The organism is Streptomyces sp. NBC_01775, assembly GCF_035917675.1.
GTDB lineage: Bacteria > Actinomycetota > Actinomycetes > Streptomycetales > Streptomycetaceae > Streptomyces.
The window spans coordinates 5,030,132-5,043,311 of sequence record NZ_CP109104.1 but is presented as its reverse complement, the minus strand read 5'-3'; the positions used below and the strand labels follow the sequence as shown (position 1 = coordinate 5,043,311).

The following is a 13,180-nucleotide window of genomic DNA, read 5'->3' as shown; positions in this document are numbered from 1 at the left end:
AAAACGCGCGGCAGCGAAAAGGCCGAAAGAGGCTGCTCCTACGGGGAGTCGGGGCTTGAGGTGGGAGCCTCCGTGGCCGCTTCGCGGGCCACGCGGGTCGCCGCGTCGGCGACGGACCGCTCATCCGCCGAGGCGCGAGCCTCGGCCTTCCGGGCGTCGGCCTTCTCGGGAGAGACAAAGCGGTAGCCCACATTGCGCACGGTCCCGATCAGGGCCTCATGCTCGGGGCCGAGCTTCGCGCGGAGCCGCCTCACGTGGACGTCCACGGTGCGGGTACCGCCGAAGTAGTCGTACCCCCACACCTCCTGGAGCAGCTGGGCGCGGGTGAACACGCGCCCAGGGTGCTGCGCCAGGAACTTCAGCAGCTCGAACTCCTTGAAGGTCAGGTCGAGCACCCGCCCCTTCAGTTTCGCGCTGTAGGTCGCCTCGTCGACCGACAGGTCCCCGTTGCGGATCTCCATGGGGCTGTCGTCGGCGGCGATCTGCTGCCGGCCGGTGGCGAGGCGCAGCCGGGCCTCCACCTCGGCGGGGCCCGCCGAGTCGAGGAGGACGTCGTCCACGCCCCACTCGGCGGTGACGGCGGCCAGCCCGCCCTCCGTCACGATCAGCATCAGCGGACAGCCGGGCCCGGTGGAGCGCAGGAGCTGGCACAGGGACCGCACCTGCGGCAGGTCGCGGCGCCCGTCGACGAGGATCACGTCGGAGGACGGCGCGTCCACGAGCGCGGGGCCCTCGGCGGGCGCGACCCGCACGTTGTGCAGCAGCAGGCCCAGCGCGGGGAGCACCTCGGTGGACGGCTGGAGCGCGTTGGTGAGAAGAAGCAGCGAACTCATGCGCGGCCGGCCCCCTTCGTCGAGAGAACGTGCGGCGGAGTCGGATGGTGTGCTTTCGAACGGTCTCGGTTCTGCACGTTTCGCTTGCCCATGACGTCGAGTTCCCTCCTGGCATCCCACTTCGGGATGCCACCCGGGCCCGGTGCCCGGGGGAAGTGTCGGCACTGCTTCGTACGGCACTGCCCGAGGACCGGGCCCGTCCCGCCGGACCGGCCCCCAGAAAGCACAAAAGGACCCGGGGGCGACGCTGCCCGGATCCTCCTTGCCCAGCAGAATACCCACATGACCGACCGCACGGCATGTGACCTCGCTCGCGCTTCCCATCCGCACGCCCCCCTTCCAGTCACGGAGAGTGTCGAACCGGGGGCCGTGCGCAAGGAGTTGCGGGCGGCGGACGGCGTCCGTATCGAGGCGCTGTACGAGCCGTACGCGGGCTCCCGGAGCGGCGCCGAGGACGGCGCGGGCGCCGGATCGGGCACAGGATCGGGGCGCGGCGAGGTGGCCGCGATCGTCCTGGCGCACGGCTTCACCGGGCACCTGGACCGTCCCGCGCTGCGCCGCGCGGCCACCGCGTTCACCGAGCACGCCGCCGTGATCACGTTCTCCTTCCGCGGTCACGGCGGCTCCGGCGGGCGCTCGACGGTGGGCGACCTGGAGGTGCTGGATCTCGCGGCGGCCGTCGCCTGGGCCCGGTCGCTGGGGCACCGCAAGGTGGCCACCGTGGGCTTCTCGATGGGCGGCTCGGTGGTCCTGCGGCACGGCGCGCTGTACGGCCCGCACGCGGCGGACGGTCACGCAAAGTCGCCGTCAACCGCTGTGGCGCACGGGGGGCGCACGGGTGCGCGCACTCCCGGCGCCGAGGAACCGGAGAACGCCGGTGCCGACGCCGGTGCCGGTGCCGACGCCGTCGTCGCGGTGAGCGCGCCCGCTCGCTGGTACTACCGCGGGACCGCACCCATGCGGCGGCTCCACTGGGTGGTGCAGCGTCCGCTCGGCCGGCTGGTCTCGCGCTACGGGCTCCGTACCCGCATCCACCCCGAGGACTGGGACCCGGTGCCGCTCCCGCCGGTCGCCGCGGCCCCGCTCATCGCCCCGGTGCCGCTGCTCGTGGTGCACGGCGACCGCGACCCGTACTTTCCCCTCGACCACCCCCGCTCCCTCGCCGAGGCGGCGGGCCCCGAGGGGTGCGAGCTGTGGGTCGTGCCCGGTTTCGGGCACGCGGAGAACGCCGCCGCGATGCCGCTGCTCCACCGGATCGGAGACTGGGTGGGTGAGCGGCTCCGCGACAGCCCACCCGCCCGTGCACGGACACCCGGCGCGAGGCGCCATCATGGGAGCCGCGCCGCCGACAGCCCACGCGGCGCGCACGGCGCGCACGGTCCGCACGGCGTCGGCGGTACAGAGGGCACCGAGAGCACGGACGGCTGAGAGGGATCCCCACCATGGTGAGCGGCACGATCCGCTACTGGGCCGCGGCGAAGGCCGCCGCCGGTACGGCGGAGGAGCCATACGAAGCCGGCACGCTCGCCGAGGCGCTCCAGCGCGCCCGCGAGACGCACACCCAGCGGCCGGAGTTCGCCCGGGTGCTGCTGCGCTGCTCGTTCCTCGTGGACGGCGACCCTGTCGGTACGCGTGAGCACGACGCGGTCCGCCTCCGCGAGGGCGGCACGGTCGAGGTGCTCCCGCCGTTCGCCGGAGGTGCGCTGTGACGGGCGGCCAGGGACGGTACGAGTACGAACACGGAGACGGCCGCGGAAACGGCCACGGAGCGCACGGCGGTCACGGCGACCACTCCCCGCCCCTGCCCCCGCAGCAGCCCTGGCCGTACGACGGCACCGCGACGGACGACCAGTACGGGCCCGAGGCATACGGCCAGCAGACATACGGCGCTCCCGGCGCTTATGGCGCCCCCGGCACTCCCGGCTCCCACGGCGTCCAAGGCCAAGGAGTCCAAGGGGGTCATCAGGACGGGTACGGGGCGTACGAGACGTACGGGGCCTACGGGGCGCCGCACGAAGCTCCCTACCCGCAGCAGTCGTTCGAGCCGACGTACGAGGTCACTCGCGACACCGGCCCCCCGCCGTACGAGTCCCAGGCGCAGCCGTACGCCTACGAGCCCCCGGCCCACCCGGGTGCCGGTCCGCTCCCTCCCGAGCACACCGCCCAGCCCCAGCCTTACGCCCAGCCCCAACCCCAGCCCCAGCCTTACGGGCAGCAGCCTCAGCCGCAGCCGTACGCCCAGCCGCCCCAGGCGTACGAGCAGCCACAGCCACACCCGTACGCACAGCCGCAACCTCAGCCCCAACCGCAGGCCCAGCGCCAGCCCCAGCCCGCGCCCGTAGCCACACCCCCGGCGCCGGCGCCGACGCCGACACCGACGCCCGAGGCGGCGCCCGAGCCCCGGCGGCGCACCGGGTCCCCGATCATCGCGCCGGGGTTCCAGCCCGCGGCCGTCACCGCCGTGCTCGCCGCGCTGCTGGCGGCGACGGCCCAGCTGGGGCACGGCGCGCTCACCGGTGCCGTGGTGCTGCTCCAGGCCGTCACGGCCGCCGGCTGGTACCGCCTCAACGGGATGTGGCCCGCGCGGCAGGGCATCGCGCTGGCCTTCCTCGCGGGCGTCGCCGCCGACGTCGGGCTGCTGCTCACCGAGGGCGGCCGGGCGCCGACAGTGCTGATCGGCGCCATCGGCATCTGGTGCGTCCTGTCCTTGGTACTGCAACTGCGTAACCACTCCAGCCCCGACGAGCGCCTCTACGCCCTCACGGCCGGGCTGGCGGCGACGGGGCTCACGGTGCTGGCCGCCGGGATGATCCCCGCGGAGGCCGATGCGGTGACCGTGGGCGCGGGCGCGGTGGCCGTCGCCGCGCTGGCGCGGGCCCTGCCGCTGCCCGCGTACGTCTCGCCGCTCGTCGCGCTGGCCGCCGCGGCGGGCGCGGGGGTGGCCGTGGGCCAGCTAACCGGAACGGGCCCCTCCGCCGCGCTGCTGGGCCTGGCGGCCGGGGTGTGCGCGCTCATCGGGCTGCGGGTCGCCAGCTACGACTTCCCCTCCCGTTTCGTCCACATGACCGCGGGCGTGGCCCTCCCCCTGACCCTGGCCACCCCGGCCCTCTGGCTCCTGGGCCGCGCGCTGATGTGAGCGCGGGGTCGGACCGCGCGGCCGGGCGCGCACGCCCCCGGCCTGTGGGGTACGGAACACCGCGCGGGAGGGGGGAACCCGTGAGTAGGGGTTGCGCGTGTAGCGGGTTACGCTCGCGGTCAGCCGACTCATGGGGGAACCGAGGTAATGCGCGCACTCCGCATAGGGCTTGTCATCCTGGTGGTCCTCGCCGGGCTCTTCGTCGCCGCCGACAGGATCGCGGTGAGCCTGGCGGAGGACGAGGTGGCGAAGAAGCTCAAGAGCGGGCTGGATGTGCCCTCCTCCGGCAATGCCTCCGTCTCGATCGAAGGCTTCCCCTTTCTGACCCAGGTCGCCTCCGAGAACCTCGACAAGGTCACGGCCGACCTCGACGGCATCACGGCCAAGGCGGGCGGCCGTCAGGTACGGCTGAGCAAGATCACGATGGAGGCCGGCGACGTGGCGCTCTCCGACAACTACAGCTCAGCCGTCGCCGACCGCGCCACCGGCACCGTCCACATCTCCTACGCCGACCTGTCCAAGGCGGCGGACGAGGGGGTGCGCATCGACTACGGCGGCAAGAGCAAGTCCGGCAAGGGCCAGGTGAAGGTCACCGCCAGCGTGCTGATGCCGCTGCTGGACCGCCCCATCGAGCGCAGCGTCTACAGCACGGTCAGCGTGACCGGCGGCGACACGGTGCGGCTGCACGCCGACAAGGTGCCCGGCTCCAAGATCCCCGGCATCGAGAGCGCCATCCGCAAGAAGATCGACTTCGACCGCCGCATCGACAAGCTGCCCGACGGCCTGAAGCTGGAGAAGGTCGAGGCCACCAAGACCGGCGTCGACCTCTCCATGAAGGGCACACACGTCCGCATGACAGGCTGACCTTCCCGGCGTGTGAGCGTCCGCAGTACGAGACGATCGGGTCCGTACAGCAGGAGCCGGCGTACGCAAAGCCGCCTGGAAGAGGCCGTTCCGCCAGCCCCTCTCTCACATCGCGGACAAAAGCGTCTCAGAGTGCGGATCGGCGGTGACACGACCCCGTCCTCGTCCTTACGATCGAGCGCATGAAGCGACAGGCGGACCTCACGAAGCGCCGGGCAGTGGACCTGTGCCGCATCGCCGCCATGCTCTGTCGCGGCTCCCGCTGACGCCGCGCGCCCGGCACACTCCGCCGCGAAGCAGCCCGCGTACGCCTCCCCGCGCCTGATGGCGCACCGCACCGCCGCGTTACCGCCGCACAGCGCCGTGCGCGGTGCCGAATCCGCGTAGCAGCGTCTTCGCCCAGCCCGCGTATCCGCGCACATCGCGTTCTCGCGTACACACGGATCCGCCGGACTGCGCGAAGCGCAGCCGTTCCGCCCTCCGCCGCATTCACCCACCCCATGAGGAGACACAGCATGAGCCGCAGCGACGTCCTCGTCGATGCCGACTGGGTCGAGGCCCGTATCGACGACCCCAAGACCGTCATCGTCGAGGTGGACGAGGACACCTCGGCCTACGACAAGAACCACATCAAGAACGCCGTCCGCATCGACTGGAAGCAGGACCTCCAGGACCCGGTGCGCCGCGACTTCGTGGACCAGGAGGGCTTCGAGAAGCTGCTCTCCGCCAAGGGCATCGCCAACGACGACACCGTCGTCCTCTACGGCGGCAACAACAACTGGTTCGCCTCCTACGCGTACTGGTACTTCAAGCTCTACGGCCACCAGGACGTCAAGCTGCTCGACGGTGGCCGCAAGAAGTGGGAGCTGGACTCCCGTGACCTGGTCGTCGAGGTCCCCGAGCGCGCGGCCACCACGTACCAGGCCAAGCCGCAGGACTCCTCCATCCGCGCCTTCCGCGAGGAGGTCGTGGACGCCATCGGCGCCAAGAACCTGGTGGACGTCCGCTCCCCCGACGAGTTCAGCGGCAAGCTGCTCGCCCCGGCCCACCTGCCGCAGGAGCAGTCGCAGCGCCCCGGCCACGTGCCCAGCGCGCGCAACATCCCGTGGTCGAAGTCGGCCAACGACGACGGCACCTTCAAGTCGGACGACGAGCTGAAGGCGCTGTACGAGGGCGAGGGCGTCGACCTCGGCAAGGACACCATCGCCTACTGCCGCATCGGTGAGCGCTCCGCTCACACCTGGTTCGTGCTGCACGAGCTGCTCGGCCAGCAGAACGTCAAGAACTACGACGGCTCCTGGACCGAGTACGGCTCCCTCGTCGGCGTGCCCGTCGAGCTGGGCTCCAACTGAGCCCAGCGGGCTCCAACCGAAAGGACTGAGTGAACACCATGTGCGGAGCACAGGCAGGCGGCCCGGACGCCTCCACGATCAAGCCCGGCGAGACGACGATCCAGGGCAGCGTCACCCGTGACGGCGAGCCCGTCACCGGCTACGTGCGGCTTCTGGACTCGACCGGCGAGTTCACGGCGGAGGTTCCCACCTCCGCGACGGGTCAGTTCCGCTTCTACGCGGCGGAGGGGACATGGACCCTCCGCGCGCTGGTCCCTGGCGGGACGGCCGACCAGCAGGTCGTGGCCCAGGACGGCGGCCTCGCCGAGGTCAGCATCGCCGTATAAGGCCGCCTCTGTTGTGGGCGGCGGTTCCCGCCGAGGGCGGAACGGGCGGGCACAACCCACCGCGCAGCCGCACCGGTACGACGTCGAGTGCGGGCCGGTGGCCGCTTTGTGCCCACCCGTTCCGCCCTGCGGAACGCCTGCCCACAAAGCGTTAGGGTGCCCCCATGGCAGCCCACAGCAAGCTCGTCATCAAGGTCACCGCGGGCGCTGACGCGCCGGAGCGGTGTTCGCAGGCGTTCACCGTGGCCTCCGTGGCAGCGGCCAGCGGCGTGGCAGTGAGCCTGTGGCTGACCGGCGAATCCGCGTGGTTCGCCCTCCCCGGAAAGGCGGCGGAATTCGAGCTGCCGCACGCCGCCCCGCTCCCGGACCTCATGGCCGCCGTCCGGGCGAACGGCCGGATCACGCTGTGCACCCAGTGCGCGGCCCGCAGGGAGATCGGGGCCGAGGACGTCATCGAGGGCGTCCGCATCGCGGGGGCGCCGGTCTTCGTCAGCGAGATCATGGCCGAGGACACGCAGGCTCTCGTCTACTGAGCGGCCCCGTCCAGCGAGCGGGGCCTCGGGAAGCCGCTCTTCCGTACGGCGATTAGACTCGGCCACGTCCGAGTACACCGCACAAGGAGAGCCCCCGTGCTTGAGGCATTCTTCACCGCCCTGATGGTCCTGGTCTGCGTCGGCACCGTGGCCTTCGCCGGTCTCACCTTCAAGAAGCTCTACGAGGGCCAGCGCTGACATGATCGAGATTCCGTCCGACCTCCACCCGGACCTCGTCCCCCTCGCCTTCCTGCTCGGCAGGTGGACAGGCGCGGGCGTGGCCGAGTTCGAGGGCCAGGACAAGTGCAACTTCGGCCAGGAGGTCTCCTTCAGCCACGACGGCCGTGACTTCCTGGAGTACGCCTCCCACTCCTGGGAGCTGGACCAGGAGGGCAAGAAGGTCCGCCCGCTGGAGACCGAGACGGGATACTGGCGGATCGACAAGGACCGCAAGGTCGAGATCGTCATGATCCGCGACCAGGGCATCGCCGAGATCTGGTACGGCGAGCTGGCCGACCAGAAGCCACAGATCGACCTGGTGACCGACGCCATCGCGCGTACCGCGTCCGCCGGCGAGTACAGCGGCGGCAAGCGGCTGTACGGCTACGTCAACGGCGATCTGATGTGGGTCGGCGAGAAGTCCACTCCGCAGGTGCCGATGCGGCCCTACATGTCGGCGCACCTGAAGAAGGTCGTCGACCCCAGCGAGTGGGCCAAGGACGTCGTCGACCTTCCTGACGACGGCATCGCCTTCTTCTCCTGAAGCTCTGCCTTCTCTTAAGGCTGTGTGCCTCTCCTGACACCCGCGCGGCATGCATCACACCGCGCGCCATACATCGAAGGTGGCCACGTCCCGTTAATGGGGGACGTGGCCACCTTCGTCGCTTTCGCTCTGACATGCACCTGATCTGATGTCACGAGTCGGTCATGTGGATCTCAGGATGGTCACGGCTGTGGAATAGACGTCCCAAGCCGAACCGCCGAATGGGACTCTCGATGTATAAAGTTCGCAGGTCAAAGCCGGTGTAAATACTCTCCGGACCTGACCGATCACCACGGGAGAGCATATTAATGCGCGCCTCCGAGTGATAAGAAGGGCACATCCATTCCACCCGGCACGAGCGCGGTGACGCCTCCCCGCGCGTTTCCGGAATCGCTCGTATGCCACAACGGGGAAAAGGCTTCTCTCTGTGAATCGTTCACGCATCACTTCCGCCGTCGCCACCGCCGCCCTGGTCGGCGGCCTCGCAGCCGCTCAGTTCGCCACCGCCGGCAGCGCGTTCGCAGCCGGTGGCGCCGACCTCAACGCCGGCGGCGCGTTCGGCGTCACGTTCAACCGGAGCACCGGCGAAGTCATGGACGCCGACAAGAACTACGGCTTCACCGTCAACGTGGCCAACACCGGCCCCGACGCCACCAGGGCCACGCTCACCGTGACCGGGGTCAAGAACATCCACTTCGACACCCGCAAGGACGGCCACAAGCCGACCTTCGCGAAGGACCAGGGCGAGGACGGCAAGCCGGTCGACCACAACCTCACCGTCAAGTCCATCAAGGACAAGCAGGTCCAGATCTCGTTCGACCTGGCCGCGGACGGTGACGAGGCGGAGAAGGTCTACATCCCGGGCTTCATCTCGGGCAAGAAGCAGACGCTGCGCACCAGCATCAAGGGCGCCACGACTGACCCGAACACCACCAACAACGACAAGACCGTGGAGTACACGGCCAACGGCCCGGACTGGGACCCCAAGCCCAAGCCCCCGACCAACAAGCCGAAGCCCCCGAAGCCGACCGAGAAGCCCACCAGCAAGCCGACCGAGAAGCCGACCAGCAAGCCGACCGAGAAGCCCACCAGCAAGCCCTCCGACGACTCCAACACCCCGGCGCCCGCCGGTGGCTCGGACAAGGGCGGCTCCGGTGGCGGCGGTGACCTGGCCGAGACCGGTGGCAACTCCAACACCCCGATGCTGATCGGCGGGGCCGGCGCCCTCGTCGTGGTCGGCGGTGCTGCCGTGTTCATGGCGCAGCGTCGCAAGGCCGCCAAGAACTGAAGCTCACAGCAGTAGTCAGAAGGGGTGGGGCGGCGGCCCCACCCCTTCGGCGTGCGAGGGCCGCCCCGGGCTGTGCGGGGCCGCCCCCGGGCTGTGGGCCGCTCCCCCTCGGGAGAGCCCGCTTCCGCTTGGGAGCCCGCCGGACCCGCGCTCTCCTACACTGGACCAGTGGCTACCACCGACTGGCAGAGCGATCTGAGGGCGCGCGGATACCGGCTGACTCCGCAGCGCCAGCTCGTCCTGAAGGCCGTGGACAAGCTGGAGCACTCCACCCCGGACGACATCCTCGCCGAGGTGCGCCGCACGGCCGACAGCGTGAACATCTCGACGGTCTACCGCACCCTTGAGCTGCTCGAAGAGCTGGGCCTGGTCTCCCACGCCCATCTGGGCCACGGCGCCCCCACCTACCACCTCGCCGACCGGCACCACCACATGCACCTGGTGTGCAGGGACTGCACGGAGGTGATCGAGGCCGACCTGTCGGTGGCCGCGCCGTTCACCGCCGCTCTGCGCGAACGGTTCGGCTTCGAGACCGACATGAAGCACTTCGCGATCTTCGGCCGCTGCGGAAGCTGCGTCTCGAAAGCCGCCGACGACGCGTCGTAGGCTGGTCGTATGTCCTCCAGCAGCTCCAGTCCCAGCGCAGGCCCCGCCCCCAGCCCCCTGCTGACCCTCCCGGGCGCGGTGGCGGCCGAGGGCCCGGACGAGGGGGTCGCGGCGCACTACGGCGACCTGTTCAAGGAACAGCGCGCGCTCGCCGACGGCTCCGGCTTCGTGGATCTCTCCCACCGCGGCGTGGTCACCGTCTCCGGCGCCGACCGGCTCTCCTGGCTGCACCTGCTGCTCACCCAGCACGTGGAGCGGCTGCCGGCCGGCCAGGCCACCGAGGCGCTGATCCTCTCCGCCAACGGGCACGTCGAGCAGGCGCTCCAGCTCGTGGACGACGGGGAGACGGTGTGGATGCACACCGAACCCGGCAAGCAGCGGGAGCTCATCTCCTACCTGGAGAGCATGCGGTTCTTCTACCGCGTGGAGATCGCGGACCGCACGGACGAGTTCGCCGTCGTCCACCTGCCGGCCGGCTCCATCGGCAAGGTCCCCGCGGACACCGCCGTACGGGAGACGGCGTACGGGCGGGACGTGTTCCTGCCGCGCGGCTCTCTGAGGGACTTCGCCGACAACCACGCCCCGGCGGTCGGCGTACTCGCGTACGAGGCCCTGCGGGTCGAGGCGCGCAGGCCGCGCCTCGGCATGGAGACCGACCACCGCACGATCCCCCACGAGGTCGGCTGGATCGGCTCGGCCGTCCACCTGGAGAAGGGCTGCTACCGAGGCCAGGAGACGGTCGCCCGCGTCCACAACCTGGGGAAGCCGCCCCGCCGTCTGGTCTTCCTGCACCTGGACGGCAGCGAGGTGCGGGTGCCTGTCCACGGCGACGCGGTGCGGCTCGCCGCGGACGGTGTCGAGGGACGCGCGATCGGCTTCATCACGACCTCAGCGCGCCACCACGAGCTCGGGCCGATCGCCCTGGCCCTGGTGAAGCGGAACGTGCCGCTGGACGCTGCGCTTATCGCCGGCGCGGATGCCACGGCGGCGGCACAGGAAGTGGTTGTCGCGCCGTAGTGGCCTTCCGCTCGTCCAGGAATCGCGCTTGGGGCACCTCCCGGCTGGAGGCTGGGGGAGCTCGTCCTCAAGCGCCGGAGGGGCTCAATTTGAGCCCCTCCGGCGCTTGAGGAGCGGGGGCTTGGGGGCCGCGCCCCCAGAAGAAGCGGTGAAAGGGTGGGGCTGGGGTCCTCACACCTCCACCAGGACGGTGAACGGGCCGTCGTTCGTGAGCGAGACCTTCATGTCCGCTCCGAACACACCGGTGGCGACCTCCGCGCCCAGCGCGCGGAGTTGGGCGACGACCTCGTCGACCAGGGGTTCGGCGACGTCACCGGGCGCGGCCCCGTTCCAGGTGGGCCGCCGCCCCTTGCGCGCGTCACCGTAGAGAGTGAACTGGCTGATGACGAGCAGCGGCGCCCCCGTGTCCGAACAGGACTTCTCCCCCTGGAGGATCCGCACGGACCACAGCTTGCGCGCCAGCTGCGCCGCCTTCGCCGCCGTGTCGTCGTGCGTGACTCCGACCAGCACGCACAGGCCCTCGCCGACTATCCGACCAACGGTCGCGCCGTCCACAACGACGCTCGCCCCGTCCACTCTCTGCACCACAGCTCGCATCCCGCCATGATGCCGCGTCGCCATTCGCCACGCCGCGCTGCCGCCGTATGGGTGTCGGGGCGCTGCGCACAGAGGGCACAGAGTGGCACGATGCGCACACGCGGTGCTTTCCGCTGTTACCGCGCAATGGGGATGAGGGGACACAAGCCCATGAGCACATCCGGAGCCGGCCGGACACCCGTACGCTCCCTGCCGCCACGGCAACGGGGGGCTCGGGAGGCGCTGTGTGAGGAGGGCCAGCCCGATCTCCACGCCCTGCGGCTGCCCGAGCTGCGCACCCTGCGGCGCGCGGCGCAGCAGGACGAGGCGGACCTCAGCTATGTGCGCAGGCTGCTCCAGGGGCGGATCGACATCCTCCGCGCCGAGGTGGCCCGCCGCACCTCGCCGGGCTCGCCGCTGCTGGACCTGCTGCCGGAGATCCTCACCGACAGTCCCTCCAGCCACCGCTCCTCCGCCCGGCATGTGACGCTCGGCGCACCGCGCAGCGAGGAGTACCGGCAGCTGGCGGAGGAGATGCTGGCCGAGGTCGAACTGAGCGACCTCACAGCCCGTACGGACGACGAGCTGCACGACGCGATGAGCCGCCTGGTGCGCTACGAGCAGCAGGTCTCGCGCCGCCGCCAGTCCCTCCAGCGCACCGCCGACGGGTGCAGCACGGAGATGGCCCGCCGCTACCGCGAGGGCGAGGCGCAGGTGGACGACCTGTTGCCGTAGTCACCGGGGGCATCCGGTTTCCGGGCAGAGGTGTCCGGTTACGGTGAAGGCTACGCATCCGCACACGTGCCCGAACCGCCCGAAAGGTCCCACCCATGCCCGCTGCCATACCCCCCGTGCTCGCCGAAGTCGTCAGGTCCGGCTTCATCGAGGGGCATCACAGGGGCTCGCTGGTGGTGCTGGCCGCGGACGGAAGCGTGACGCTCGCACTGGGCGACCCGGAGGCGCCGGTCTACCCGCGCTCCGTGAACAAGCCGTTCCAGGCCGCCGGAGTCCTGCGCTCGGGGCTCCCGCTGTCCGGTGAGCGGCTGGCGCTGGCCGCGGCGAGCCACTCGGGAGAGCCCTTCCAGCTCGACCTGGTCCACAAGATGCTCACCGAGCACGGGCTGACCGAATCCGACCTGCGCTGCCCGCCCAGCCTGCCGCTGGACCCGGAGGAGGCGGAGGCGTATCTCGCCTCGGGGCAGACGCGCGCCCGCAGGGTGATGGACTGCTCGGGCAAGCACACCGCGATGCTCGCCGCCTGCAAGCTCAACGACTGGCCGCTGGAGAGCTACCTCGCCGCGGAGCACCCTCTCCAGCAGCTCATCCGCACCACTTTGGAGGAGGCCACCGGCGACCCCGTGGCGCACACCGGGGTGGACGGCTGCGGGGCGCCGCTGATGGCCGTCTCGCTGACCGGGGTCGCTCGCGGCTTCCGTTCGCTGGCGCTGGCCTCCCCCGAGTCGCCCCAGGGCCAGGTCGCCGCGGCGATGCGGGCACACCCGGAGTACGTGGCGGGCAGCCGCCGCCACGACACCTGGCTGATGCGCGAGCTGCCCGGCACCATCAGCAAGGTGGGTGCCGAGGCAGTGCAGGGACTGGCGCTGCCGGACGGGCGCGCACTCGCTCTCAAGGTGGACGACGGTGCCGCCAGGGCGATGGGGCCGGTGCTCGCGCGGGTGCTGGAGGACGAGATGGGCGTGCGGTCCCCGGTCCTGGAGCGGCTTGCCTCGGCGCCGCTGCTGGGCGGCGGCGAGCCGGTCGGAGAGATCCGCGCGGCTTTCTGAACCCGTCCCTCCGGCTCCCCTCCGACCCGCCTGCGGCCGGTGTCGTGCCGGGGGGGCGGGGCTGGCGCGGCCGGGGCGAAATGCGGGTGCGGTGGGCAGTGG

The 13,180-nt window shown here is 71.1% G+C and carries 15 protein-coding genes; 13 read left to right on the top strand and 2 right to left on the bottom strand.

The features are described from left to right. Window positions 1-38: 38 nt before the first annotated feature. Window positions 39-833, bottom strand: coding sequence for a winged helix-turn-helix transcriptional regulator (locus OHB04_RS22440; protein ID WP_326689500.1), 795 nt, complete (start codon window positions 831-833; stop codon window positions 39-41). A gap of 282 nt (window positions 834-1,115) precedes the next feature. On the opposite strand from OHB04_RS22440, the gene OHB04_RS22435 reads away from it, so the two are divergent. The 11 genes from OHB04_RS22435 (at window position 1,116) to ygfZ (ending at window position 10,718) form a co-directional block, all read left to right on the top strand. Then, entirely contained in the window at window positions 1,116-2,261 is a 1,146-nt protein-coding gene (locus OHB04_RS22435) for an alpha/beta hydrolase family protein (RefSeq protein ID WP_326689499.1), read from the top strand. A 14-nt stretch (window positions 2,262-2,275) separates the two neighbouring features. Further along, window positions 2,276-2,542, top strand: coding sequence for a MoaD/ThiS family protein (locus OHB04_RS22430; protein ID WP_326689498.1), 267 nt, complete (start codon window positions 2,276-2,278; stop codon window positions 2,540-2,542). Continuing rightward, the gene (locus tag OHB04_RS22425) at window positions 2,539-3,969 is read left to right on the top strand and encodes a hypothetical protein (RefSeq protein ID WP_326808131.1); all 1,431 of its coding nucleotides are present in this window, start codon (window positions 2,539-2,541) and stop codon (window positions 3,967-3,969) included. Before OHB04_RS22430 ends, OHB04_RS22425 begins: the two co-directional genes overlap by 4 nt. A 147-nt stretch (window positions 3,970-4,116) precedes the next feature. Beyond that, the gene (locus tag OHB04_RS22420) at window positions 4,117-4,833 is read left to right on the top strand and encodes an LmeA family phospholipid-binding protein (protein ID WP_326689496.1); all 717 of its coding nucleotides are present in this window, start codon (window positions 4,117-4,119) and stop codon (window positions 4,831-4,833) included. A gap of 515 nt (window positions 4,834-5,348) precedes the next feature. Beyond that, a complete protein-coding gene (locus OHB04_RS22415) occupies window positions 5,349-6,185 on the top strand; it encodes a sulfurtransferase (protein ID WP_326689495.1) in 837 nt (278 codons plus the stop codon). Window positions 6,186-6,223: 38 nt separating this feature from the next. After that, window positions 6,224-6,511: a DUF1416 domain-containing protein gene (locus OHB04_RS22410; protein WP_326689494.1), complete on the top strand. Its 288-nt coding sequence runs from the start codon at window positions 6,224-6,226 to the stop codon at window positions 6,509-6,511. Between the two features lie 164 nt (window positions 6,512-6,675). Further along, window positions 6,676-7,044: a DsrE family protein gene (locus OHB04_RS22405; protein WP_326689493.1), complete on the top strand. Its 369-nt coding sequence runs from the start codon at window positions 6,676-6,678 to the stop codon at window positions 7,042-7,044. 199 nt (window positions 7,045-7,243) lie between these two features. Further along, window positions 7,244-7,807 carry an FABP family protein gene (locus OHB04_RS22400; protein WP_326689492.1) on the top strand — a complete coding sequence of 188 codons (564 nt, stop codon included), beginning with the start codon at window positions 7,244-7,246 and terminating at the stop codon, window positions 7,805-7,807. 427 nt (window positions 7,808-8,234) lie between these two features. Continuing rightward, complete coding sequence (locus OHB04_RS22395; protein WP_326808130.1) at window positions 8,235-9,095, top strand: LAETG motif-containing sortase-dependent surface protein; 861 nt, start codon at window positions 8,235-8,237, stop codon at window positions 9,093-9,095. A gap of 168 nt (window positions 9,096-9,263) precedes the next feature. Continuing rightward, a complete protein-coding gene (locus OHB04_RS22390) occupies window positions 9,264-9,701 on the top strand; it encodes a Fur family transcriptional regulator (protein WP_326689490.1) in 438 nt (145 codons plus the stop codon). A gap of 9 nt (window positions 9,702-9,710) precedes the next feature. After that, window positions 9,711-10,718, top strand: coding sequence for a CAF17-like 4Fe-4S cluster assembly/insertion protein YgfZ (gene ygfZ, locus OHB04_RS22385; RefSeq protein ID WP_326689489.1), 1,008 nt, complete (start codon window positions 9,711-9,713; stop codon window positions 10,716-10,718). Between the two features lie 171 nt (window positions 10,719-10,889). Here ygfZ and dtd read toward each other — a convergent pair whose 3' ends face one another. Beyond that, entirely contained in the window at window positions 10,890-11,315 is a 426-nt protein-coding gene (gene dtd, locus OHB04_RS22380; RefSeq protein WP_326689488.1) for a D-aminoacyl-tRNA deacylase, read from the bottom strand. A gap of 150 nt (window positions 11,316-11,465) precedes the next feature. On the opposite strand from dtd, the gene OHB04_RS22375 reads away from it, so the two are divergent. After that, window positions 11,466-12,029 carry an RsiG family protein gene (locus OHB04_RS22375; protein WP_326808129.1) on the top strand — a complete coding sequence of 188 codons (564 nt, stop codon included), beginning with the start codon at window positions 11,466-11,468 and terminating at the stop codon, window positions 12,027-12,029. A gap of 95 nt (window positions 12,030-12,124) precedes the next feature. Beyond that, entirely contained in the window at window positions 12,125-13,078 is a 954-nt protein-coding gene (locus OHB04_RS22370; protein ID WP_326689486.1) for an asparaginase, read from the top strand. Window positions 13,079-13,180: the final 102 nt, after the last annotated feature.